Origin of the sequence: Rhodococcus sp. IEGM 1381, from assembly GCF_030056795.1 — a bacterium.
Classification (GTDB): domain Bacteria; phylum Actinomycetota; class Actinomycetes; order Mycobacteriales; family Mycobacteriaceae; genus Rhodococcoides.
The window spans coordinates 837,365-860,469 of record NZ_JASHKQ010000001.1; the positions used below are offsets into that span (position 1 = coordinate 837,365).

A 23,105-nucleotide genomic window follows, 5' to 3' on the forward strand; every position below is an offset into this window, starting at 1 on the left:
TACAAGCTGCGCCGCCACCGTGACAGACCGTCGCGGCGGCCTCAGCGACCGCTACCGACGGTGTCGTCGATGATCTTGGCCAGTTCCTCGGCCATCGGCTCGCTCAGCATGTCACCGTGATCGCCGGTGATGTCGACGAAAGTCAGTTCACCACGAGCGACTGTCTGCCACGACCTGGCGTCTTTCACGTTCTCTGCTGTGCGAACCACGGTCATCGAACCCGACCACGAAGTCGGCACGTGCTTGTTCAACGCCACGTACCCGATGCTTGCGAAGACCAACCATTCCATGGTCGTCGGGTACCGCAGCAACCCGGCGAACTGCATGCGCATCCACAGAGCGGCCGTGCCGAGGCGGCCGAGGTGGAAGCCCGCTTCTTCCCGCGTCCGAGCCGGTGGTGCAGCGGGAACCTCGGTACCACCGGGCAGCTTGTCCAACAGATGCCGAAACAGTCGGGTGTCCAGGAGGAGCAGATGCGGAGAGCCGAGACCACAGTCTCGGATTCTCTCGGCCATCGCGATGGCGATCCACCCGCCGAGCGAATGGCCGACCAGATGGAACGGTCCTTCGGGCTGGACGGTGCGGATCGCGTCGACATACCGCCTCGCGGTTCCCCGGACAGTGCGGTCCGGTCGTCCGCGCTTACCCCGGCCGTGCGCCTGCAGTGCGTACACCGGATGGTCGTCGTCGATGTGCTTGACGAGATTGAGGAATGCCATCGCGCCGACGCCGGCTCCGCCGATCAGGAAGATCGGTGCCTTGCTGCCCTCGGTGCGCAGGGGCACCAGCACATCGTGTTCGCCGGACGTGCGTCGACGAACGGTGGCCGCGTCTCGTAGGCGGGCATCGACCGTCGCAGCGAGAGTTCGAACGGTCGTCGCCGCGAACACGTCCTCCGCCGTGAGATCGACCTTCAATCCCTCCCGTAGCTGAGCAAGCATCGCCGTTGTCGTCAGCGAGTTACCGCCGAGAGCCAGGAAGTCCTCGTCCCGGCCGATGGAGTCCAGACCGATGGCAGCCCGCGCAGCCTCGGCGACGATGTATTCGGTGGGGCCGACCGCTGTTCGTTCGACCCGCCGATCCGCGGGCTCGGGCAATGCCATGCGATCGAGCTTGCCGCGTTCGTTTCGCGGCATCGCGTCGAGCGCCACGATGTGCGTGGGAACCATCCACTCAGGCAGGGTCCGGCGCAGCGACGCTCTGATCTCGCCGACGGAGGGGCGCTTGGCGGATCCCGCCGAACACACGTAGGCCACCAGGTCGGTGTCGGTACCCGAGTGTCTGCCGATGACTGCGGCCTCGTCGATCTCCGGCATCGCTCGCAGAGCGGCCTCGATCTCGGCCGGCTCGACCAGGTATCCGCGAACCTTGACGGCGTCGTCGATGCGTCCGGCCAGATGCAGCGTCCCGTGTATGTCCAGACGCCCCAGATCGCCGGTTCGGTACCGGAACAGGCCGTCGCCCAGGGCGGCGAATCGTTCGGAATCCAGACCTGCGTCGCCGAGGTAGCCGTCGGCCAGGCAGGTCGACGTGACTCGGACTTCGCCGATCGCGTCGGGCAGACACACCGAGCCGTCGGTGGTGACGACCTCGACGAGCTTGCCGGGAATGGGCCTTCCGGCCGGTAGGAAGCCGGACGGCAGCGTTCGCTCCGGTGGGAACTCGCTGTAGGCGACGGCCCCGGCCTCTGTGGTTGCGTACCAGTTCACCATCGTGGCACGTCCGTCGAACATTCGCCTGAAATTGTCGACGTCGTCGGAATGCAGGGACTCCCCGTACGTGGTGACCACACGCAGACTGGGCACGGCAGCGTGCCCGCGGTCGGCTGCCGCAATGGTGCGCAGCAGTGACGAGGAGCAGTGCAGTGTGGTCAGTGAGTGTGCGGCGATCCACTCGGCGGTGTCGGACGGGACACCCGACCGAGGGTCTCGGCAGTGCACCGCGGCACCGCTGAGCAGCCCTGCGAAGAGCGTGTTCAACCCGGCACCGAAGCTCACCGGCAGCGAATTCCCGATGCGATCGCGCGGGCCGACCGATAACGCGGAAGCGACCTCGTATGCCTTGGTCAGGCACATGCGATGGCTGAGGATCACGCCCTTGGCCGTGCCCGTCGATCCCGAGGTGTAGTTGATCACTGCAGTGTGTTCACCCGACAGCGTCGGTAGTGGCACGCAGGAATCCATGGTCGTGGCAATGATGGCGGCGTCGATCGCCGTCGCATTCGCTCGGTCGATGATCGTGGCGCGTCGCTCGGTGGGAAGCATGGGATCGAGAGGCACGAGAGGGTGACCGGAGGCGACGACGGCCAGCATCAGCACGATCGAGCTCGGAGTGTCGTCGGCATCGACGGCGAGCGGCCGAGAGTCGCCGGGGAAGAGGGTGGCGATCTTCCGGGCCTGCGAGTACGCGCGGTGCAGGAGTTCGTCGAAGGTGAGCGAGATTCCGCCCACGGTGAGTGCAACGGCGTCCGGCAGGGCATGAGCCACCTCCCGGTAGCGCGCCATCAATGTGTCGCGGCTCTCGGGCCGGCACAGTGGGGCCAGTGCGAGACGGGTGGGTGCATCGATGTCTTGAACCGACATGATTCTCCTTGCACGAGCCCGACCCGCGGTACCAGAGTTGGTTTGCTGACTACAAACCTACTTGAAGACTGTTTTACCGTCTCAAAGGTAGACGTGCATCACCTTTCGGCGCAAGCCAAAAACCGGACATTTCACAACGAATAGGTGTCGTTGCGAAATGCCCGGTCTGGTTCGGGAGTGTCAGAGGTCTGCGATCGCCTCCAAAGGCTTCGTGCGAGCCGCCCGCACGGCAGGCCACAGTGCGGCCATTACTCCGACGACGGCAGATCCCACCAACATGGACGCCACCTGACCCCAGGGGACGGTCATGGTCCCCAGGCCCTCGTCGCGCAGGGTCTGCACGAATCCCCAACCGAATGCGATGCCGAGGGCGACGCCCACGATCGCGCCGAACAGCGCGATGAGCAACGACTCGAGGTAGATGATGCGACGAACCTGTGGACGCTGCATTCCTATGGCCCGCAGCATGCCGATTTCTCGACGACGCTCCACGACGGACAGGGCCAGTGTGTTGACGATGCCGAGCACGGCGATGACGACGGCCAGTGCCAACAATCCGTACAGCACCGCGAGCAGGGTGTCGATCTGTTGTCCCTGACTGCCCTTGAACTCTTCGACATCCTGAACCTGAACGACGACGAACGGCTTGGTGGCAGCCTCGAGGTCGGTGCGAAGCGTACCGAGATCGGTGCCCGGCACGGCCTTGACGAGGACCAGAAGATCCGACCGCGTGATGGACGGTGTCACTTCCTGATAGATGTCGCCCGAGACGATCCAGTTTCCGATCAGCGGATTGTCGGTGAACACCCCGGTGACGGTGACCGGAACCGAGGCCCCGTCGACGGTGTCGAAGGTGACCTGTGTGCCGACGGTCCATCCTCGGTCGGCCGCCTGCGTTTCCGACACCGAGAAACCGTTGCTGTCGAGGTCGGCGGTGCCCTGGACCATCGACAGTTCTAGCAGCCCCTCCGGGGAGCCGTCGATCGCGGCGCCGAACTCCTCCTGGCCGGCGATCGTGACGAACACCGGGTGCAGCACCGCGGTTCGGTCGACGCCGTTCACTTGTTGCGCGGCTGCGGTGGCACCGGTCGGAACGCCGATCGACTGGGGGCCCGAGAGGATGTAGTCGGCCTCCACGCCGGTGTCGACGAGCGAATCGACGCTGGCTTTCGCAGTGGATCCCAGCACGCCGATCACGGTGACGAGCATGAGGCCGAGCATCAGGGCGAAGGCGGTGGTCGCGGTGCGACGCGGGTTGCGCACGGAGTTGGTCCTGGCCAGCCGTCCGATCGCTCCGAACGGACGGGTGATGACGGCACCGAGTGCACCGACGATGGGCCGCGACAGGGACGGCGCGGCCAGCGCGGTGGCGACGATGAGTGCCACTGCACCGGCCCCGACTGTGGCGGCCGCGGCGCCGCCGGTCGACTGTGCGCCGATGACCAGTGCAGCCGCACCGGCGATTCCCAGCCCGACGCCCACGAACGTCCGGGTGCGCAGGGTGTCGCCTGCGGAGGCGAACTCCTCGCGCATCGCGGCGACGGGCGGAATCTTGGCTGCTCGACGCGCCGGTGCGTATGCACTCAGGACGGTGACGATGATGCCGACCGCGAAGGCGACGGCGACGGTGCGGGGTTCGAGTGCCAGTGATCCCGACGGCAGCCCCAGATCGAAGGCGTTGAGCAGCGCGCGCAGGCCGTAGGCCAACCCGACTCCCCCCGCGAAGCCGAGGATGCTGCCGATAACGCCGACGACGAGTGCTTCGAGTACCACCGAGCGGCTGACCTGGCCGCGGCTGGCCCCGATGGCTCGCAGTAGCGCCAGCTCACGGACTCGCTGGGCAACGATCATCGAGAACGTGTTGTAGATGATGAAGGTGCCGACGAGCAGTGCGATGCCGCCGAAGGCGAGCAGGAAGTAATTGATGAACGACAGGGCCGACCCCACCTCGGCCTGGGTCTCTTCCTGTACGTCCGCGGCGGTCTGCACCTTCAGGCCGGGGAGCGCCGCGGAAATCTCGTCCCGCAGATCGCTCTGCGTTAGCCCCTGGGCGATGAGATCGTTGCCTGCGACGTCGATGTACTGCACATGGGTACCGTCCGTGAACAATTCGTTCGCCTGGCTCTGAACGAACTGGAGTCCGATGAAACCGCCGGATTCGGTTGCGGTGGAGTATATTCCGGAAATCGTGATGTCGGTGATGCCTTTGGACGGCACGAGCACCTGGGTGGCGTCGCCCACCTTCAGCCCGGCGCGCTCGGCACCACCGGCATTGATCGCGACCTGCCCGGGGGCGGTGGGAGCCGAGCCGTCGACGAAGGCCGTCGGATCGCCCAGTCGTTGGTCTTCCGGTAGGTACGACTCGCCGATGGTCGGTGCCCCGCCCGATTGCACGGCGGCACCGTCGGAGCCGAGCAGCACGAGCTGTCCGCCGACGTACGGCGACACGGCGCGCACGTTCGGCAGGGCCGAGATCGCGGCGATGTCCTCGTTGGGCACCCCGCTCGAGCGGGCGTCCTCCGGGCTCACGCGAACGTCCGCGCCCTGCGCAGTATCGGCGAACAACGAGGAGAAAGTACGTTGAAGGGTGTCGGTGAAGACGAACGAACCCGCGACGAACGCGGTGCCGAGGACAACGGACAGAACCGTCAGTGCCAACCGAACCTTATGTGCTGCAAGGTTTCTCAGCGATACCTTGCGCATCGGATTGCCCGACGGCTTTTGTCGAGGAGGCTTGTTGGAGACAGAATGCGCCATTATCGGACCGTCTCCAGTTTCTTCATCCGCTCGAGTACGGCGTCGGCCGTGGGCGAGTTCAGCTGATCGATCACGGCCCCGTCGGCGAGAAACACGACGCGGTCTGCATAACTGGCCGCGCGTGGATCGTGGGTGACGATGACGACGGTTTGGTCGAATTCGTCTGCGGCAGTGCGCAGAATCGACAGAACCTCGCCGGAGGAGCGGGAATCCAGGTTGCCGGTGGGCTCGTCGCCGAACACGATGTCGGGTTTACCGGCCAGCGCGCGGGCGCACGCCACTCGCTGTTGCTGCCCGCCCGAGAGCTCGCTGGGGCGGTGATCGAGGCGATCGCGGAGGCCGAGTCGGTCGACGACGGTGTCGAGCCACCCCTGATCCGGGGCGCGGCCCGCGATGTCGAGTGGCAGGGTGATGTTCTCCAGCGCGGTCAGGGTGGGCACCAGATTGAATGCCTGGAACACGAATCCGATTCGGTCCCTGCGCAATCCGGTCATCTCCTTGTCGGAGAGCGCCGTCAGCTCGGTGTCTCCGATCGATACCGTGCCCGATGATGCGGTGTCCAATCCGGCCAGGCAGTGCATCAGAGTGGACTTGCCCGAACCCGACGGGCCCATGATGGCGGTGAATTCTCCGCGAGCGAACTCGACGCTCACCCCGGACAGTGCGTGCACCTGGGTGTCCCCGGAACCGTAGACCTTCGATACGTCGACCGCGCGTGCGGCAATGTCGCTCATGCGCTCCAGTGTTTCAGTGTTCTGCGCCGGTTGCTATCAGGGGAGACCCCGAACGCGACCCCTATGATGGACGTCATGCGCATCGGAGCACACGTCCGCGACAGCACCGACCCCCTCGGTACCGCAGAGGCGCTCGGCGTCGATCTCGTCCAGATGTTTCTCACCGATCCGCAGAAGTGGAACAAGCTCGAACCACACCCGCAGGGCGAGGCTCTGCTGGCCGGCTCGGTCGATGTGGTGGTGCACTCGTCGTACGTGCTCAACGTTGCGAGCTTGAACAATCGGATCCGCATCCCGTCCAGGAAGGCCGTCGTCGAGCAAGCAGCTGCCGCGGCGGAGATCGGGGCCATCGGGCTGGTCGTCCACGGCGGCCACGTCCGCGAGGGCGAGGACACCGCCAAGGGAATCGACAACTGGCGCAAGCTCTTCGAGCGTCAGGCCGAGCAGGGCGGCTTCGCGGTGCCGATCTTCGTCGAGAACACCGCGGGTGGGGATTCGGCAATGGCGCGCCATTTCGACGACATCGCCCGCCTGTGGGATGCGATCGGCGAGTTCGGTGCCGGCTTCTGTCTGGACACCTGTCATGCGTGGGCCGGGGGCGAGGATCTCGTCGACGTGGTCGACCGCATCAAGGCCATCACCGGGCGAATCGATCTGGTGCACCTGAACAACTCGCGCGACGAGTTCGATTCGGCCAGGGACCGACACGCGAATCTCGGCACCGGAACCATCGACGCCGAGATCCTGACCGCCGTCGCATTGGCCGCCGACGCGCCGGTGATTCTCGAGACGCCGCCCGAGGGCATCGAGGACGACGTCAGGCTGCTGAAGAGCCTGTAGCGCCGGCTGCCATCGTGGTCAGGTGGTGGACGGCTACCGACCACAGCCGGATCAGCTCGTCGACTCCCTGCAGTTCGTCGGCCCAGCTGACCCGTGCCGCCTTCGTACCGGCGTCGGTGGCGGTAATCGTGACATCGATCGCGTACTCGCCGTTCGGCTCCGCCGATGCATGGTCACGCACGATGATCTGCGCCCCGGCACGTGAGGCGAGCGCGGGATAGTTGCGGGTGAGCGCGTAGTCGCGGCCGCCGTTCGGCACCGAGTCCAGTTTCCTCGAGACATCGTCGACGAGGTTCTTGCCGTGAGTGGGCACGGCGAGCGCGTCGGTGTGGACGGCGGGGAGACGGACCGGGTGCACTGCGGTCGTGGCGTCGAGGTCCAGATCCACCAGGACGCCGGCCGACGAGCCACGGCGATTGTTCCTCTGCCACGTACACACCGCCGACCCGAGCGCCGCGAGCAGCAGGGCATGGGGTCGGTGTGGGCTCTCGGGCAGTTCGAGCGTCACCGCAGCCTGCTCGCGACGCCCCGATACCGATCGGGCGTCGAGCAGAGGCCGCTCGGCGGGGGTCAACACGGCAACCCAGTACGGAACCTGTTCGGCAACCTCGGTGCACAGGGTGCGCCCGAGCTGAGCTGGGCTGATGGTCTCCCCGCATATGAGTCCCTGTCGCGCGAGTCTCAGCGGTGCGAACACGGTCACCCGACGAACCCCACTTCCGGTGCGGATTGTCCTAGCCTTACCTAATTCTCTCAGGCTAGCTCGAGCCGGAACCGGGTGCCAGCATGCCCCGGCGCGGATCGGTGGCGCGCAGCATGGGAATGCCGGGGGAGACCGGCAGGGTTCCGGTCTCCAGGTCGTCGAGCAGCCCCTCCGACCAGGCCAACAAGCCGCGGACGTCGATACTGTGCGGAGGGTCGGATTCGAAGCCGATCAAGCGATCGTGTCCCTGTCGAAGGAGCGACGCGGCACCGATGCGATTACCGCGCAAGAGGTGAGTCAGCCCGACGGCGAGTTGGGCTAGACCTTGCCACAACGGACGCTCGTCGGTCGGGCAGCTCTTCCACGTGCCCTCGAGTACTTCGTGTGCGTGGAACGGCATGTTCGCATCGAGAAACTTCTGCGCCTCGACGAGAGCTGCGCCGGGAGGAAGCCTGACGTCGTCGGGCACTCGTGGGGTTCCGCTTCCTCCGCGGGCGAGAGGCCGCCCGAGACCGTCGCGAGGCCTGGCATTGAGGGGTTTACCTCGCGCATCGCGCTCGCGTTCGGTCATGGCGTCACCCTAGTGGGTGGGTGCCGCTCCCTGAGTCGGTTGCCGAGTAGACGACCGCGCGGTGATGACGCCCAGGGCGATCAGTGCAGCTGCAGACGTCACGACCATGGTTGTGGACACGGCCACCGCATCGTTTCCGAGTGCGCCGACGATCGGGGCGACGATGGCACCGAGACCGAACTGCGCCGCTCCGAGAAGTGCAGCAGCACCACCTGCGGCCTCACCGTGTCGGGACAGAGCGAGTGCAGGCGCGTTGGGCATCACGAATCCGACGGCCCCGAGCACGAACCACAGTGGGACGACGAACCCCGCCATACCGCCGGTCCCGGTCACCGCCAACGCCACCATGACTCCGCCGGCGACGACGCCGAACGACAGAGCCGTCAGCACGATCTGCACGGGTGCGAAGCGTCCGAGCAGCAGGACGTTGAGCTGAGATGCACCGATCAGGGAAATCGCGCCGGCCGCGAAGACGATCGCGAACTGCTGCTCGTCCAGGCCGAACTCCTCCTGCAGCACGAACGACGACCCGGCCACGTAGGCGAACAGTGACGACATCGCCAGTGCGGCGACCAGGACGAGTACGACGAACTGGGCGTCACGCAGTAGTGATCGGTAGGTGCGCAACACCGGCATGACGCCACTGGCTCGACGACGCTCGGGTGGCAGGGTCTCGCGCAGCGACACGATCGCCAACGTCAGCAGGCCGACGCCCAGGATCGCCAGCGCTGCGAAGACGAGACGCCATGATCCGACCAGCAGCACGGCACCGCCGAGGGACGGAGCCAGCACGGGGGCGACGCCCATGACGAGCATCAGACGCGACAACACGGTGGCGGCAGCGCGGCCGGTGAACAGATCTCGCACGATGGCCATCGCCACCACGGCTGCGGCCGCAGCTCCGAGACCTTGCACGACGCGTAAGCCACCGAGGACGGCGATGTTCGGGGCCACGATGCAGGCCACGGAAGCGAGGATGTGTACTCCGGTGCCGACGATCAGGGGAAGCCGTCGGCCGATGATGTCCGACAGCGGCCCGATGACGAGTTGGCCGAGTGCGAGCCCGACCAACGTGCCGGCGAGGGTGAGCTGCACGGCGGACGACGGAGTGTTCAGGTCGTCGGCGATGGCCGGTAGAGCCGGCAGGTACATGTCGATGGTCAGCGGACCGAGGGCGATGAGCGCGCCGAGCACGAGGATCACCCGCAGACGCTCACGCGACGTCGGCTCGGTCACCGGAGCCGAGGTGTCGGTCATCGGCGTGCTGGTTACGGCTGTGTTCGTCGAAGACGTGTTCGTTGCTGGGGCCACCCGAAGGTCAGCAACCGGGCTACTGGTTCTGTTCCCAATTGCTGACTACAACTTTCGTGTTCTAGGCCACCGCGTCGGACAGAACCGTCAGTTTCTGTACTTCCTGGCTGGTCAGAGCCAAGGCCGGCGCGTCGAGCAGGGCGGGCAGCTGAGAAATCCTGCTTGCGCTGGCAATGGGCGCGGTGACGCCCGGACGAGCCAGCAGCCAGGCCAGAGCAACGCTCGAAATCTCCGCGGATCGCGATTCGGCAATCTCACGCAGGCCCTGCACCACGTCGAGCCCGGCATCGGAGAAGTATCCCGTGGTCAGCCGCTCGCGCTGTGTGCCGGTCAAGTCCTGGCGGGTGCGGTACTTGCCCGTCAGGAATCCGGCGGCGAGGGAGAAGTAGGGAAACACGCCGAGGTTGTGATCGACGGCCAGCTTCTGCAGCTCGCCCTCGTAGTTACGGCGGGCGACCAGGTTGTAGTGCGGCTGCAGCGCGATCGGAGCGGCGAACCCGTTCTCCTTCGCCAGCTCCAGCCACTCACGCACTCGCGCCGGGGAGTAGTTCGAGATGGCGACGTGGCGAACCTTGCCTGCCGTGACCAACTCGTCGAACGCGGCGAGGGACTCGACCAGCGGGGTCTTGTCGTCGTCGTAGTGCGCGTAGTAGACGTCGATGTGATCGGTCTGCAACCGGGTCAACGACGCGTCGGCGGCCGCTCGGATGTTGTCCGGGGCCAGCCCGCGGAAATCGGGATGCTGGCTGACCTTGGTGGCGATGACCACGTCGTCGCGGTTGCCACGAGCTGTGGTCCACGTGCCGATGATCGTCTCCGACTCGCCGCCGGAGTTGCCGTCGGCAAAGGCCGAGTACGAGTCGGCCGTGTCGACGAAGTTGCCTCCGCCGGCGGTGAAGGCGTCGAGAATCTCGAAGGACGCAGCCTCGTCGCTGGTCCAGCCGAAGGTGTTCCCGCCGAGGGCGAGCGGAAAAATGTCGAGATCGGACGTGCCGATGGCAACCACGAGTACTCCTTACGTTGGCGAACAACTCGACTGTACGAGCAGCCGAGGGCTCAGTGCCAGGTGTGATCCACCAGAGCGGTTCGCGGACCGAACTTCGGCTTGGTGGCCTTCCCACTCAGGTACAGCAAGCGAATCGCGCGATGCCTGTGCGGTGCCAAGGGCTGCAGATACTCGACCATCTCCGCGTCGTCGATCGGTCTCCCCAGCAGCGCCCAGCCCACCACCGACGCCAGGTGGTAATCGCCCACCGACAACGCATCGGGATCCCCGAGGGCGCGTTGCGCGGTCTCGGCCGCCGTCCAGACACCGACGCCCGGGATTGCCCGCAGCCTGCGCTGCGCGTCCTCGGGTGTCATTCCCGACGCCTCCTCCAGACGTCCGGCTGCGCAGGCAGCGCGGACGATGGTCTTCGACCGGGCCGGGTCGACGTTGGCGCGGTGGTACTCCCACGACGGGATACGACGCCACACGTCGGGTGTGGGGAAGACGAACATCGGCTTGGGAGTCGGTCCCGGTGCGCTCTCGCCGAACTTGCTCACCAGATAACGCCATGAACCGAACGCCGAAATGCCGTGTACGCGTTGCTCGATGATCGCCGGGATCAACGCCTCGAGGACGAGGCCGGTTCGGCCGAGACGCAGGTGTGGCAGCTGCCGGTGTGCCTCTCGCAGGATCGGGTGCTCCGGTGCGAATGTGCTGGCGTCGTCGCCGTGGCCCAGCAGCGCGGGCACCGCGTCCAGCAGTTCGAGTGCGCCGGGGCCCCATGCTCGGGCCTGGACACTGGTCGGCGAAGCTTGGGTCAGACGGTAGGTCACCGGACCCGAGCTCATCCTCGACGTGCGCCAGATTCCGCCGTCCGGCGTCGACTCGTAGGTGGGATCGCCGCGGCCCCGACGCAACGGCGACAGCGACATCCGCACGTCGAGCCGCGTTTCGGACGTGACGACGCGTACGGTTCCGCTCGACTCGGTGGCGTCGGACATTGCGGTTCGTCACCTCCTGGAGTGTGCGGGGCCGGCGTCGACGGTGTATCTCTGGCAGAGCCCAGTCAACACCTTCCCGGAGTCGCCGGGAAGTATCGTGCACCCGCACAAGGAGGACAACCGTGACTCGATCGAGTGCAGCATCGTTCGTCGGGGTCGCATTCGCGTTCGTCGTCGCAATGATGGGCACGACGATGCCGACGCCGCTCTACGCGTTGTACGAGGTCGAATTCGGGTTCTCCGTATTCGTCGTCACGTTGGTGTTCGCTGCGTACGCCGTGGGTGTGCTCGGGGCTCTGTTGGCCTTCGGTCGCTGGTCCGATTCGCTCGGTCGGCGTCCGATGTTGCTGGCGGCCATCGCTTTCGGTCTCGTCAGTGCCGTGGTGTTCGTGACTGCGGACTCACTGACGGCCCTGGTGATCGGGCGCGTGTTGTCCGGTATCTCGGCCGGGATCTTCGTGGGTACCGCCACGGTGACCCTGCTCGAACTGGTTCCTGACGCGTGGCGGGATCGGGCTCCGGCGATCGCCACTGCCGCCAACATCGGAGGTCTCGGCCTCGGACCGCTGGTGGCAGGACTGTTGGTGGAATACCTGCCGCAGCCCTTGCGGCTGACGTTCTTCGTCGACATCGCACTGCTTCTCGTGGCTGCAGCCGCGGTGTACTTCGCGCCCGAAACCGTCCGGGTCGCCGCCGGTGCGCGTCCGCACGTGCAGCGACTGTCGGTTCCGGTGGAGGTGCGCGGTACGTTCTTGCGCGCTGCGGTCGGTGGGTTCGCAGGGTTCGCGGTACTGGGGTTGTTCACTGCCGTCTCACCGGGATTCATCGCCGGTGTGCTGGGGATCGACAATCACGCCATCACGGGTGCGGTGGTGTTCGCCGTCTTCGCCGCGTCCGCGACCGCCCAGATCACGCTGCGCGCAGCCGATCCCACCTCGGCTCAGCGCTGGGGATGCCTGGTGTTGGTGTTCGGTCTGGTGCTGCTTGCCGCGTCGTTGCTCACGACGTCTCTGGTCGTGCTGGTGTGCGCGGCGCTGCTCTGTGGCATCGGGCAAGGCGTGACGTTCAGCAACGGGATGGCAGCAATAGGTGCGCAGCTTCCGCAGCACCGTCGTGCGGAAGTGACCTCCACCTTCTTCGTGGTGCTCTACGTTGCGATTTCGGTCCCGGTGATCGGTGCCGGGGCTGCGGCGACGGAGTGGGGACTGGTGACTGCAGGGGTGGTGTTCTCGGCGCTGATCGCGGCGCTGGCAGCGGTGGCGTTCGTACTACTCACCGTCGACGGCCGAGGGGCCACGGGTAGTCGCACGGCTTGAGCCGGGTCGCGATATCGATTCGCAGCACCGCGCAGACGATCGCCAAGTAACTCGATGTTCTCGAGCGAGTCACCCGGAGTTTGTCGGTGGCCCGACGTAGGGTCTGAGACCGTGATCATCGTGAGTACGGACGGCTCGTGTCTGCGTAACCCCGGCGGAGCAATCGGGTGGGCGTGGGTCAATCACACGGGGCCGAGCAACTCCGGCGGTGAGCCCTCGGGAACCAATCAGGTAGCCGAGCTCCGTGCCCTGCTCGAGGCAGTTCTGGCCCACCCCGGCCCCGAACCGCTGTTGATCGAGTCCGATTCTCAGTACGCGATCAAGTGTGCGTCCGAGTGGCTCGCCGGCTGGAAGCGCAAGGGTTGGAAGACGGCGAGCGGCACTCCGGTACGCAATCTCGAGCTCGTGCAGAACATCGAGCGGGCCATCACCGACCGTGAAGGGCCCGTCCGGTTCCGGTGGGTCCGTGGACACGTCGGCAATCACTTCAACGAAGCAGCCGACGCCTTGGCGGGCGAAGCTGCCCGGGCCATCGCAGCAGCGGGAGCCAACGCCGGATCCAAGCCGGCCGTGAAGATGCCTTCTGAGACCGAACTCGCCAAGGCCAATCCTGCAGTGGGCGCAATACCTCAGTCGTCACCTCAGTCGTCGGAGCCGGAGATCGCGACGCTGTTCTGACGGTTGTGCTCGGCAGTCAGCCGCGAGGTTTCATGCGGGCGTTCGGAAGTTCGGGCGCATGGAGCCGCGGGCCGGAATAGCCCTCGACGGTGCCGAACTGGCCGTTTTCGGCCTCGTAGGCCGCTCGATACTCGACGACGTCGTCGTGACTGCGGCCGACGAAGTTCCACCACATCACGATCTGCTCGCCGAACGGCTGACCGCCCAGTAGCAGGAACCGAACCGGATCCTGCGTCGAATTGTGCAGGTGCAGCTCGTGTTCACCGGGTTCGACATACCCCAGTTCGGCAGCGCCCAGATCGGCGTCGGCCAAGGTCACCGATCCTCGGTCGACGATGATCCCGTGCTCGAACGTCGGGTCGACCTCGAGAGTGACCCGCGCGCCGGCGTCGAGCACCATCTCTGCCCCGAGCAGTGGGGTGTACGTCGACACCGGTGAGGTTTCGCCGAGCACGCTGCCGAGGAACACCCGGGCGGCGAGTCCGGGTGCAGTGACCGGCTCCGGCACGTAGTGCTCGAATGTCGGTGCCACAAAACGGGATACGGCCGGAAGTGCGACCCACAACTGCATGCCGTGCAGGATGTCGGACTGCGGTGTGGATACTTCGGAGTGACTGATGCCATGCCCGGCCGTCATCAAGTTCAGTTCACCTGGCCGGACCATGGCGTGCGAACCCACACTGTCGCGGTGCTCGATTTCGCCCGAGAACAGCCAGCTGACCGTCTGCAATCCGGTGTGCGGGTGCGGTGCAACATCCATGCGTGAGCGTTCCGGGCCGTAATGATCGGCGAAACACCATGCACCGATGAGGGATCGGTCCTTGTGAGGCAGGGTGCGTCGAACTTTCATCGCGCGGGGACCGCCGAGTGGAACTTCACGAGGGGTGATGACCTGGATCATGTGTGCTCCTACCCGAACGGCAAGTCCATGCATTGTGCATCGACTACGCGGTACAACGGGAGCCGAGCCCGACTATTCCGTCTTGCTATTGGACGAGCGACGCGGTTCCGCTGAGCAACCGCACGTCGTAGGACTCGGCAGCACCGTGCTGCTCGGAGGATCCGCCGTGCACGGTGTATAGGACCGCGTACGAGGTGAACGTCGACGGCTGGCCGTCGTCAGCGTCGATGTTGACGCGGGGCAACACGACCAGCAGGTGGGTCCGGTTGCCGTCCGAGAGAGTCTGCACGAGGGTGCGCACCTCGAATCCCAGGTCGGATCGGGTGACGCCGGTGGATTCGAGCGTCTCACCACTGAGTACGAGCTGCGCCGCCCAGACCCCCGCGGATCGATGGGCGTCGACGGTCCCGGTGATGTCGTCGCCACTGAAGTCGTAATGGTTCGCTGCTGTAAAAGGCATGGTCACAGGCTATGCCCAGGCGGGCGAAAAAACTTCGAAAGAATTTCCCATCCGGTACCCATCCACCCGTTGGGGGGCTGCGAATGCAAGGTGAGACACCCGCTGCTGCTGTCGCCCCCGACCGCCGTCAGTAGTGGGTGTCTCCCTTATTTTGCGGGGCCCTTGGGTGTCCGTCGCAGATATGGAGCGATGAGCCCCTAGCGGTGCGGCGCTTCACTACCATCGATTTCATGGCTTTTCGCATCGTTCCCGTCGAGGGTGAGTACTGGCGACTGTTCCGTGATCTTCGGCTCGAGATGAGCAGGAAATTGTCATGACCACACCACTCGCAGTGAGATAGCTTCCGGTCGAGCGTGCGCACAGTCGGGTGGGCCCCACGAGGGAATCGCGTGAAGCGGATATCGGTGCACCGTCGAGAACAGCAGATCGTCGGACGCATGCTTCTAGGTAATGGCATGATCAACACCTGCCAATTGCACATCATCGCGGGGCTCGATGTTCTGCACGAGACGGACCAGCGCTAGGGAGACCGGGCAAGACCGATCTACGAGTTTCCGGGGAAGCCGAATCGGTAACAGCTTTATGCTCTCAGGCCGGGGCCAGATGTTTCACTAGGGAGCCCTGATGCACAAAGAGTTTCGATTGCCCAGATCGCGACGCGGCGCGTCACGGCCGCCACGGTCGAAGCGAACACACGGCGACACACGCGGTCGTCATCGCACACAGTCGGCCGCGGCTTCGCCGCCGAGATCGATCTCGAGCATCACCACTGCGCCGCTCGGCCCTCAACCCAGCGCTGCTCAGGTCATTCGTCACTGGTTCATCACTCCGCACGATTTCGACTGGGTCTTCGTGCACAAGTCGACACGTCCGCTGCACCGATTGATCCGAGTCGTGTTCGCGAGCTGCGTCGCGATGTACGCCGCCGTGTCGATTCTGATGTTGGCCTCGCCGAATGGGCCCACCGGATCGGGTCCCGTGGCCTACGTGATCTTCATCCTGATTCTGCAGTTCGCCGTGATCGGGTGGCTGCTGCTGGGGCCGTTGCCCGACCGCAAGTGGCAGGTGGTGGCCTTTCTGGTGTTCGGCGATGTCGGTCTTGCGTCGGTAATCCTTCTCGATGTCCCTACGTCGGCTCTCATCGGCACATTCCTCTTCGCGCTGACAGGGTCGATGTGCACTTTTTTTCTGGGACCGAAACTGCTTGTCGCTCATCTCGTGTTTGCCAACCTGGTGATCGTCTACATCGGCGTTGCCGCATATGTGCAGGGGTTGTGGGGCCCGTGGGATGCGATCGCCGCGGTGCTGGTCGCCGGAGGCGCCACGTCGGGTGTTCCGGTCTTCGCCCAGATCGCGTGGTCGTTGGTGGCCGAGGACGCACGGCAGTCGGAGATCGACCCACTGACGAGAACCAAGAACAGACGTGGGCTACAGAATGCGATCGAAGATCTGTGGACGGTCGCTCACGGCGAGCAGTTGGCGTTCGGTCTTGTCCTCGTCGATATCGATTCGTTCAAGACCATCAACGACCGCTACGGACACGACCAGGGCGACGCCGTCATAGTCCTGGTGGCCGAGCGTCTTTGCGGCCACTTCGCGACAGTCGGGGTCGTAGCGCGAACAGGGGGCGAGGAGTTCGTAGCCGTCCTCGTCGGCGGGACAGACCAGGTTCGTGAATTGGTGCGCGAGGTCAGCGGAATCCTGACCGATGGCGCGGATCGGATACCGATGACCGTGAGTGCGGGTGCAGTCGTGCTCCCTCCCGATTCCGAAGCCTGGAAATCAGGACTGCATGCGGTCAACAATGCTACGCGCGCGGCCGATTCCCTCATGTACCGCGCGAAGTGGGCAGGCGGAAATCGAACTCTGCTCGAGACGATGTAGACGGTGATAGCAACGCGGACAGATGATGTCGGTGGCACCCCATCAACAGCGTGTCGTGGCCGTAGCCACGTGAGAACTCGAAGGTGTTTTCAACTCGCTGAGTCGACTCATCAGTCGATCGGTGTCGAGACCGGCACATCCTACGGCGAATTCGTGCAGCGGGACGAGGGCATGGAAGTCGGTACGTACGTCCTGGTCGTACAGGACATCCACGAGATTCGAGAACCGTTGAGCGGCGAAGTCGTCGACACTCGCGAGAGCAGGAACCTCGGTGACCGTCAATGTCGTTGCTATTTCCGCCATCTGGAGGTAATCGCCAGTCGAACGAGCGGCGCAACACAGCTCGGCAAACGTATGCCCACCCGATCCAGTCTCGAGACACCATGTGCCCGAGGCGAATCGAGACCCGCTCGTCCCGGCGGCACGGTAATCGACGGGACCGTCGACGCTGACCACGTCGAGTTGCTCCTTCAGCTTCTCGATGGTCGGGATGAACGTCGGGTGGAACAGTGTATTCGGCAGTAACTCGTCGGGCGCGTAGTTGGAGGTGACGACCAGGACGACGCCGCGGGCGAAGAGGGCGTCGAGCATGCGCGTGATGAGGCGGGCGTCGCCGATGTCGTGGACGTGGAATTCGTCGAAGCACAGCAGTGATGCAGGGGCGGAACCCGTCGACAGGATGTCGTCGATGGCCGCGTCGATCGAGAATTTGCGGCGAAAGTACGCGGCGTGCAGGTCGCGGAAGAAGCTGTGGAAGTGGACGCGCTTCTTCGACGAGGTGGCGACATTGTCGAAATAGGTGTCGAGCAGCCAGGTCTTGCCGCGTCCGACCGGGCCCCACAGATAGATGCCCTTGTTGCCGGGCGTCGACAGCGCGTCGGCCGCTGCGGCCTGGGCGTCGTCGAGGACGAAGTCGGTGTCGAAGATTTGTCGCGGTGGAGTCGGCCTCATGAATCGAACGGTACGCCGAGAGCCTCTACATTTGTAGAGTGGGTGTGTAGGCTCACGTTCATGGATCGCCGAACCGCCATCGCCGACGCAGCCCTCGGCATCGTTGCCCGCGACGGCCTGCGCGCGTTGACTCACCGTGCGATCGACTCGGCGCTCGAATATCCGGCCGGATCGACGTCCTACTACTTCCGAACCAAGGCCGATCTACTGGCGGCGGTGGCCGCGCGCCTGGTGGAGCTCTCACACGCGTCGTTCGTCGGCATTGCCGTGACCGAGCACGATCTGGCGTCGGTGGTCGCGCGCTATCTCCACGATGCACTCACTCATCGCATGGTCGAGCTGCGGGCCCGGTATGCGCTGATGCTCGATCCCGCTGTAGCGCAGGGTATTCGAGATGTGCTGGCTCGCGCGCTCTTCTCGCTCGAACGGGCCCGGGAGCTGTTCGACGAACCCGCTCACGGAGACGGTCTGGTCTCGCTCTGCGAGGGCTTGATTGCCGATGTCGTGTTCGGCCGTCGCGCATCGAAAGATGTTGCAGCGCTCAGGATGCCGATCGCGGTCTACCTTCAGGGTGCCGGGAGTTCACTGCGCGGGAACGCACCGGACACCGGCCTCGCGTAGCCTCGGCGACCATGCTATTCGGTAAGTATCTCTCTCTGGCATGCATTTCCGCTGTGGTTCTGGTGGGATGCGCAACCGATTCGACAGCGGACCCAGCGTTACCGGAAGATTCGTTCGATCTGCAGGCGCATCGAGGCGGCCTGGGCTTGGTGACCGAGAGCACCATCGAATCGTTCACCAATGCACTGCAACTCGGGGTGAGCACCCTCGAGCTGGATACCCAGATAACCGAGGACGGCATCGCGATCGTCACGCACGACCGCAAGGTTTCCGACAAGAAGTGCATCGACACCGGTGCATCCACGCCGGGAGATCCGGACTTTCCTTACGTCGGAAAGTTCGTCAACACACTGACTCTCGCGCAGATTCGCACACTGGATTGCGGTGCGTTGCCGCTCGCGGACTACCCGGAGCAACGACGCGTGCCCGGTGCCCGCATGCCGACGCTCACCGAGGTGCTGGATCTGGTGAAATCGGTCGACGCGCCGGACGTGAAGCTGAACGTCGAAACCAAGGTCGAGGCGGGTAGCCCCACCGAGACCGCCCCGCGCGAGCAGTTCGTCGACACAGTGCTGGGGACGATTCGCGACGCAGGCATGCTGGACCGGGTCAGCGTGCAGAGCTTCGACTGGGGCGCACTGAAACTGGTCCGAGATGCCGAGCCCGAGGTGCCGGTGGTGGCGCTGACCAATGGCGACTTCTTGCAGATCGGCCAGGACGGTGCTTCAGCCTGGCTCGGCGGACTGGACATCGACGATTTCGGTGGAGACGCGATCGCGGCGATCGACTCGTTCGGAGCGTCCGCCTACTCGCCGGTGCAGGGAAACCCGCAGAGCGGCAAGGTCGGCGACCCGGACTTCGAGCTCTTCGTCACCCAGGCAATGGTCGACGCTGCCCACGAGCGCGGAATCCGGGTGATCCCGTGGACCGTTGACGACCCCGATACGATGCGTGCCCTGATGGATTTTGGCGTCGACGGTCTGATCACCGACTATCCCGACCGCGTGCGCACCGTCATGAGCGAGCGCGGACTTCCGCTGCCCGAACCCGCGCGGTAAGTGCGCGGCGGGAGACTTACAGCGGGTAGCCGACTCCGGTCAACTTCTCGCTGACGTCCCACAGCTTTGCCGCGAGCGCGGGATCCTGTGCCATGCGAGTCATCGACGCTGGGCCCGGCTTGCCGCGTGATTCGAACAGCGACGTGGGGCCGCTGTAGGTGCCGCCACCCGCGACGTCGACGGCATAGATCGTGGGAAGGGCTCCGGCACGGGCAGATTGCGAGATGAACTTCAATCCGATGGGTGCCAGTGCCGCGAGGATCTTGTTGCTGCCGAGGCCGTCCGGGCTCGAGTACAGCTCGGTCGAGGAGATTCCGGGGTGCGCAGCATTGCTGGTCACCTTCGATCCGGCCTTGTCGATCCGACGCTGCAATTCGAGCGCGAACAAGATGTTCGCGAGCTTGGAGTTCGCGTACCCACGCTGAGCGTTGTAGCCACGTTCGAGCTGGAGATTGTCGAAGTCGAGCTTGGGGCGCTGACGGTGCGCGACCGATGCGATGGTGGTGATCTTCGCGTCGTCCGCGAGCTTGGGAAACAGCAGGCCGGTCAGCGCGAAGTGGCCGAGGTGATTGGTGCCGAGCTGAAGCTCGAATCCGTCCTCGGTCTCGGTTCGCGAGGCCGGCATCATGACGCCTGCGTTGTTGATCAGTACGTCGATCGACTCGGGAGCCGACGCGGCGTATTCACGCACCGAGGCCAGGTCGGCGAGATTCAGAGTCGCCGTATCGACGGTTCCGTTCGGTACCTCCGCTCGGATCTTCGCCGCTGCGGACTCGGCTTTCTCCTGGTTACGGCAGGCGAGCGTCACATGGTCGCCACGTTTTGCGAACTCCAAGGCGGTGAAGTAGCCGATACCGGTGTTCGCTCCGGTGATGACAACGCGTCTCTGCTTTGTTTCAGGCACGGCGTCAGGCTACCGGTCTGCTTTAAAATGCGCCCGTGAGTACAGCAGAAACCGATGAACATCCGGCCCGTCCAAGAAGCATTGGAGCAAACCGGTAGATCACTCGGCTGATGGTCAGGCCCAGTGACTCGGACGGGTGAGGGATTCGGGTAGCCGGGTTGCTCGGTCACCCCGTGCCGCGTTGATCTGGAACTGGGTGGCGAAGATGCTGCCACGCAGGTCTGCGGCTCTGAGGTCGGCACCCCGAAGATCCGCGCCGATCACGTCGGCCAGACGCAGGTCGGCCCCGCGCAGGTCGGCTCCGATGAGGTAGGTGCCGCGCACGCTTGCGCCGCGCAGATCGGCGCCGGCCAGCTTCGCGCCGATCATGTCGCGTCCGCGGTAGTTCGTCTTCGTGCCCGCAACCTCGGCGCGCACCAGGTCGCTTGCGTCGAGCAGTACTTCGTTGACTCGCGAGCGCAGGACGGAGACGTCGACCGACATCAGGATCTCGGGAGTCGCCGCAGTGAGCGCATCCAACTCGTCGTACTCGCCGGCCAGCCGGGCGTGCAGACTTTCGGTCGATTTCCGACCACGTGCATCCGCCAAGTACCAGAGCAGTTCGTGCAGATCACGCATCACCGGAAAAACCGCGAACATCTCCGTCGCGTTCGACGGTTGCTGCCGCCAGTCCCGTCCCTCGAACGTGGACTGCGACACCTTCTGGCCCGCGCCGAAGCAGTCGTACACCGTGCACCCGGGAAAACCCTTCTCCCGAAGCGACGAGTGAATGCCGCACCGCGAGTCCTCCAGGAGGTTGCGGCACGGCTCCCCTGCGGCCTTGTCCAGTGCGAAATCCGATGATTTCGCGAAGGGCAGAGCGACGCAACAGAGCCCGAAACAGCTGCCGCAATCGGCCAGCAAATTCTCGCTCGGTGCAGCCATGCGTCCACTGTGTCCCTCGACGTGCGTCAGCGTCAAACGAGATTCACTCGGGTAGATCGAGCAGTGCGACGAGCTTCGGTGCCACCGACCCAGGCCTGTTCCTCGTACGTCTCGGGCAGCGCCAGGCACATTCGACGGACTGTGGCATCCCAGCTCATCGCCCTCTCCTCCTGCGACATACCGGGCTACAGTATTTCGACGGGGCAGCTGGGCGCACAGCAATCCAGGAGGTCGTCCGCGGTGGAACCAGGGTTCGACGACGTGGTGTCCGCGCTGCGCGCTGCCGGGTGTGTGTTCGCCGAAGACGAAGCCGAGATCCTTGTCGAGTCCGCCTCGAACCCGGCAGAGCTCGCGGAACTGCTGGGGCGTCGCATCGCCGGTGAACCGCTCGAGCACGTCGTCGGGTGGGTGTGGTTCTGTGGTCGACGCATCGCCGCCGAACCGGGCGTGTTCGTTCCCCGTCGCCGCACCGAATTCCTCGTGGAATGTGCTGCAGCACTGCATCCTTCGACGCTCCTCGACCTGTGTTGTGGTTCCGGCGCGATCGGGCTCTCGGTCCCTGGCATCTCCGAGTTGCATGCGGCCGATGTCGACGCCGTGGCGGTGGAGTGCGCCGAACGCAACCTGGATGCCGTCGGAGGTACGGTGCACTGCGGCGATCTGTTCGACGCGCTGCCGCCGGAGCTGCACGGCAGATTCGACGCAATAGTCGTCAACGCCCCGTATGTCCCGACGGGCGAGATCGAGCTGATGCCGAGAGAGGCGCGATTTCACGAGCCGCACATCGCGCTCGACGGCGGCGTGGACGGTGCTCGGATCCATCGGCGGGTTGCGGCGCAAGCCCACCAGTGGCTGGCTCCGCACGGCAGTCTGCTCATCGAAACCAGTGCCCTGCTGGCGAATTCGACGTTCGAGGCCATTCACGATGCTGGGTTTGCAGCCAGTATCCGCGAATCCGAGATACTCGACGCCGTCGTGGTGATCGGTTCGGCGAGCGAGTAGTGATCCATCACGTGTTTCGATAGTGGGTCTTGGTGGCATGCATCGGTCATGACTACATTGCTGTTCGCGGTTACCGCTGCCGATCACTGGACCTTGAACGACGGAAGCAAGCACCCCACCGGGTACTGGGCCGAAGAACTCGTCGAATCTCACCGCACGTTCATCGACGCAGGATGGGACGTCACGGTGGCCACGCCGGGCGGTAAGGCACCGGTCGTCGACGAGGGCAGCCTGGCGGTCGACGCCAACGGCGGTGACGAGCAGAAGGTGGCGGATCAGAAGAGCTACCTCGCGTCGATCGAGTCCATCCTGTCCTCCCCCGCAGTGCTGGAGGAGCAGAAGGCGTCGGACTTCGATGTCGTCTTCGTTCCCGGAGGTCACGGACCGATGGAGGATCTCGCCGTGTCCGAGAGTTTCGGCGCGCTGGTGGTCGACTTCCTGGACGCGAACAAGGTGGTCTCCGCTGTGTGCCACGCGCCGGCAGCGCTGCTTCCCGCCGTTCGCTCCGATGGAACCTGGGCGTTCGACGGGTACGAGCTCACCGGCTTCACCGACGAGGAGGAGACCCAGGCCGGGCTCGCGGACAAGGCCCCGTGGCTCCTCGAAACCCGGCTGCGTGAGAACGGTGCGAAATTCGAGAACGCCGACGCGTGGTCGCCGCATGTGGTCGTCGACCGGAACCTCTACACCGGTCAGAACCCGGCTTCGACGCGTCCGCTCGCGGAGAAGCTGGTCAGTGCGCTGAAGTAGTCGCCCTGATGCACAAGATGGCGGCCGGTGTTCTGCCCACGGAGAACGCCGGCCACCGACGGGAACATCACTACTGCTTTCGAAGTTGAGTCCGGATAGCTCAATCTTTGGAGGAGAAGTGACCGAAACCGTTCGTGTCCCCGTACTGTTCCTGACCGACCCGATAGTC

Annotated in this window: 23 protein-coding genes; 9 read left to right on the forward strand and 14 right to left on the reverse strand. The window is 65.0% G+C overall.

From position 1 onward, the window contains the following. Positions 1-41: 41 nt before the first annotated feature. The 3 genes from QM797_RS04120 to QM797_RS04130 form a co-directional block, all read right to left on the reverse strand. Positions 42-2,582, reverse strand: a complete 2,541-nt coding sequence (locus QM797_RS04120; RefSeq protein ID WP_283273862.1) for an alpha/beta fold hydrolase — start codon at positions 2,580-2,582, stop codon at positions 42-44. A gap of 180 nt (positions 2,583-2,762) precedes the next feature. Next, a complete protein-coding gene (locus QM797_RS04125) occupies positions 2,763-5,285 on the reverse strand; it encodes an ABC transporter permease (protein WP_283275264.1) in 2,523 nt (840 codons plus the stop codon). 53 nt (positions 5,286-5,338) lie between these two features. Next, positions 5,339-6,073 carry an ABC transporter ATP-binding protein gene (locus tag QM797_RS04130; protein ID WP_283273863.1) on the reverse strand — a complete coding sequence of 245 codons (735 nt, stop codon included), beginning with the start codon at positions 6,071-6,073 and terminating at the stop codon, positions 5,339-5,341. A 75-nt stretch (positions 6,074-6,148) separates the two neighbouring features. Here QM797_RS04130 and QM797_RS04135 point away from each other — a divergent pair, with 75 nt between their 5' ends. Beyond that, the gene (locus QM797_RS04135; protein ID WP_032379378.1) at positions 6,149-6,913 is read left to right on the forward strand and encodes a deoxyribonuclease IV; all 765 of its coding nucleotides are present in this window, start codon (positions 6,149-6,151) and stop codon (positions 6,911-6,913) included. Here the strand turns inward: QM797_RS04135 and QM797_RS04140 are convergent. From QM797_RS04140 to QM797_RS04160, 5 genes are all read right to left on the reverse strand, one after another. After that, positions 6,891-7,616, reverse strand: a complete 726-nt coding sequence (locus QM797_RS04140; RefSeq protein WP_283273864.1) for a hypothetical protein — start codon at positions 7,614-7,616, stop codon at positions 6,891-6,893. The two genes, QM797_RS04135 and QM797_RS04140, sit on opposite strands and share 23 nt — an antisense overlap. A gap of 55 nt (positions 7,617-7,671) precedes the next feature. Further along, positions 7,672-8,187, reverse strand: coding sequence for a DUF309 domain-containing protein (locus QM797_RS04145; RefSeq protein WP_283273865.1), 516 nt, complete (start codon positions 8,185-8,187; stop codon positions 7,672-7,674). Positions 8,188-8,196: 9 nt separating this feature from the next. Beyond that, the gene (locus QM797_RS04150; RefSeq protein ID WP_283273867.1) at positions 8,197-9,444 is read right to left on the reverse strand and encodes a multidrug effflux MFS transporter; all 1,248 of its coding nucleotides are present in this window, start codon (positions 9,442-9,444) and stop codon (positions 8,197-8,199) included. Between the two features lie 115 nt (positions 9,445-9,559). After that, on the reverse strand, positions 9,560-10,504 hold the full coding sequence (locus QM797_RS04155) for an aldo/keto reductase (protein ID WP_283273868.1): 945 nt from the start codon (positions 10,502-10,504) through the stop codon (positions 9,560-9,562). Positions 10,505-10,554: 50 nt separating this feature from the next. Beyond that, positions 10,555-11,487 (reverse strand): DNA-3-methyladenine glycosylase family protein, encoded by a 933-nt coding sequence (locus QM797_RS04160; RefSeq protein WP_283273869.1) that lies wholly within the window; start codon positions 11,485-11,487, stop codon positions 10,555-10,557. Positions 11,488-11,609: 122 nt separating this feature from the next. Between QM797_RS04160 and QM797_RS04165 the strand changes: the two genes are divergently transcribed. Beyond that, entirely contained in the window at positions 11,610-12,803 is a 1,194-nt protein-coding gene (locus tag QM797_RS04165; protein WP_283273870.1) for an MFS transporter, read from the forward strand. Between the two features lie 111 nt (positions 12,804-12,914). Continuing rightward, complete coding sequence (locus QM797_RS04170; protein ID WP_283273871.1) at positions 12,915-13,481, forward strand: ribonuclease H family protein; 567 nt, start codon at positions 12,915-12,917, stop codon at positions 13,479-13,481. Between the two features lie 16 nt (positions 13,482-13,497). Here QM797_RS04170 and QM797_RS04175 read toward each other — a convergent pair whose 3' ends face one another. Continuing rightward, positions 13,498-14,382 (reverse strand): pirin family protein, encoded by an 885-nt coding sequence (locus tag QM797_RS04175; protein ID WP_283273872.1) that lies wholly within the window; start codon positions 14,380-14,382, stop codon positions 13,498-13,500. 85 nt (positions 14,383-14,467) lie between these two features. Further along, the gene (locus QM797_RS04180) at positions 14,468-14,842 is read right to left on the reverse strand and encodes a hypothetical protein (protein ID WP_283273874.1); all 375 of its coding nucleotides are present in this window, start codon (positions 14,840-14,842) and stop codon (positions 14,468-14,470) included. 389 nt (positions 14,843-15,231) lie between these two features. On the opposite strand from QM797_RS04180, the gene QM797_RS04185 reads away from it, so the two are divergent. Beyond that, positions 15,232-15,366 carry a hypothetical protein gene (locus QM797_RS04185; protein ID WP_283273875.1) on the forward strand — a complete coding sequence of 45 codons (135 nt, stop codon included), beginning with the start codon at positions 15,232-15,234 and terminating at the stop codon, positions 15,364-15,366. A 328-nt stretch (positions 15,367-15,694) separates the two neighbouring features. After that, complete coding sequence (locus tag QM797_RS04190) at positions 15,695-16,726, forward strand: GGDEF domain-containing protein (RefSeq protein WP_283273876.1); 1,032 nt, start codon at positions 15,695-15,697, stop codon at positions 16,724-16,726. Between the two features lie 42 nt (positions 16,727-16,768). Here QM797_RS04190 and zapE read toward each other — a convergent pair whose 3' ends face one another. Then, the gene (zapE, locus tag QM797_RS04195) at positions 16,769-17,677 is read right to left on the reverse strand and encodes a cell division protein ZapE (RefSeq protein ID WP_283273877.1); all 909 of its coding nucleotides are present in this window, start codon (positions 17,675-17,677) and stop codon (positions 16,769-16,771) included. A 60-nt stretch (positions 17,678-17,737) separates the two neighbouring features. Between zapE and QM797_RS04200 the strand changes: the two genes are divergently transcribed. Both QM797_RS04200 and QM797_RS04205 read left to right on the forward strand, forming a co-directional pair. After that, positions 17,738-18,298: a TetR/AcrR family transcriptional regulator gene (locus QM797_RS04200; protein WP_283273878.1), complete on the forward strand. Its 561-nt coding sequence runs from the start codon at positions 17,738-17,740 to the stop codon at positions 18,296-18,298. Between the two features lie 11 nt (positions 18,299-18,309). Next, the gene (locus QM797_RS04205) at positions 18,310-19,356 is read left to right on the forward strand and encodes a glycerophosphodiester phosphodiesterase family protein (RefSeq protein ID WP_283273879.1); all 1,047 of its coding nucleotides are present in this window, start codon (positions 18,310-18,312) and stop codon (positions 19,354-19,356) included. Between the two features lie 16 nt (positions 19,357-19,372). On the opposite strand, the gene QM797_RS04210 is transcribed toward QM797_RS04205, so the two are convergent. The 3 genes from QM797_RS04210 to QM797_RS04220 form a co-directional block, all read right to left on the reverse strand. Next, positions 19,373-20,260: an oxidoreductase gene (locus tag QM797_RS04210; protein WP_283273880.1), complete on the reverse strand. Its 888-nt coding sequence runs from the start codon at positions 20,258-20,260 to the stop codon at positions 19,373-19,375. Positions 20,261-20,374: 114 nt separating this feature from the next. Then, complete coding sequence (locus QM797_RS04215) at positions 20,375-21,184, reverse strand: pentapeptide repeat-containing protein (protein ID WP_283273881.1); 810 nt, start codon at positions 21,182-21,184, stop codon at positions 20,375-20,377. A 32-nt stretch (positions 21,185-21,216) separates the two neighbouring features. Beyond that, positions 21,217-21,342 (reverse strand): hypothetical protein, encoded by a 126-nt coding sequence (locus QM797_RS04220; RefSeq protein ID WP_283273882.1) that lies wholly within the window; start codon positions 21,340-21,342, stop codon positions 21,217-21,219. Between the two features lie 82 nt (positions 21,343-21,424). Here QM797_RS04220 and QM797_RS04225 point away from each other — a divergent pair, with 82 nt between their 5' ends. Both QM797_RS04225 and QM797_RS04230 read left to right on the forward strand, forming a co-directional pair. Further along, positions 21,425-22,186 (forward strand): putative protein N(5)-glutamine methyltransferase, encoded by a 762-nt coding sequence (locus QM797_RS04225; RefSeq protein ID WP_283273883.1) that lies wholly within the window; start codon positions 21,425-21,427, stop codon positions 22,184-22,186. Between the two features lie 48 nt (positions 22,187-22,234). Further along, positions 22,235-22,936, forward strand: coding sequence for a type 1 glutamine amidotransferase domain-containing protein (locus QM797_RS04230; RefSeq protein WP_283273884.1), 702 nt, complete (start codon positions 22,235-22,237; stop codon positions 22,934-22,936). Positions 22,937-23,105 lie beyond the last annotated feature (169 nt).

What these genes read in the sequence shown, in the direction of transcription:
- QM797_RS04120 (WP_283273862.1), bottom strand. Translation starts at nt 2,582, where the DNA reads ATGTCGGTTCAAGACATCGATGCACCCACCCGTCTCGCACTGGCCCCA.
- QM797_RS04125 (WP_283275264.1), bottom strand. Translation starts at nt 5,285, where the DNA reads ATGCGCAAGGTATCGCTGAGAAACCTTGCAGCACATAAGGTTCGGTTG.
- QM797_RS04130 (WP_283273863.1), bottom strand. Translation starts at nt 6,073, where the DNA reads ATGAGCGACATTGCCGCACGCGCGGTCGACGTATCGAAGGTCTACGGT.
- QM797_RS04135 (WP_032379378.1), top strand. Translation starts at nt 6,149, where the DNA reads ATGCGCATCGGAGCACACGTCCGCGACAGCACCGACCCCCTCGGTACC.
- QM797_RS04145 (WP_283273865.1), bottom strand. Translation starts at nt 8,187, where the DNA reads ATGACCGAACGCGAGCGCGATGCGCGAGGTAAACCCCTCAATGCCAGG.
- QM797_RS04150 (WP_283273867.1), bottom strand. Translation starts at nt 9,444, where the DNA reads ATGACCGACACCTCGGCTCCGGTGACCGAGCCGACGTCGCGTGAGCGT.
- QM797_RS04160 (WP_283273869.1), bottom strand. Translation starts at nt 11,487, where the DNA reads ATGTCCGACGCCACCGAGTCGAGCGGAACCGTACGCGTCGTCACGTCC.
- QM797_RS04175 (WP_283273872.1), bottom strand. Translation starts at nt 14,382, where the DNA reads ATGATCCAGGTCATCACCCCTCGTGAAGTTCCACTCGGCGGTCCCCGC.
- QM797_RS04180 (WP_283273874.1), bottom strand. Translation starts at nt 14,842, where the DNA reads ATGCCTTTTACAGCAGCGAACCATTACGACTTCAGTGGCGACGACATC.
- zapE (WP_283273877.1), bottom strand. Translation starts at nt 17,677, where the DNA reads ATGAGGCCGACTCCACCGCGACAAATCTTCGACACCGACTTCGTCCTC.
- QM797_RS04200 (WP_283273878.1), top strand. Translation starts at nt 17,738, where the DNA reads ATGGATCGCCGAACCGCCATCGCCGACGCAGCCCTCGGCATCGTTGCC.
- QM797_RS04205 (WP_283273879.1), top strand. Translation starts at nt 18,310, where the DNA reads ATGCTATTCGGTAAGTATCTCTCTCTGGCATGCATTTCCGCTGTGGTT.
- QM797_RS04215 (WP_283273881.1), bottom strand. Translation starts at nt 21,184, where the DNA reads ATGGCTGCACCGAGCGAGAATTTGCTGGCCGATTGCGGCAGCTGTTTC.
- QM797_RS04220 (WP_283273882.1), bottom strand. Translation starts at nt 21,342, where the DNA reads ATGAGCTGGGATGCCACAGTCCGTCGAATGTGCCTGGCGCTGCCCGAG.
- QM797_RS04230 (WP_283273884.1), top strand. Translation starts at nt 22,235, where the DNA reads ATGACTACATTGCTGTTCGCGGTTACCGCTGCCGATCACTGGACCTTG.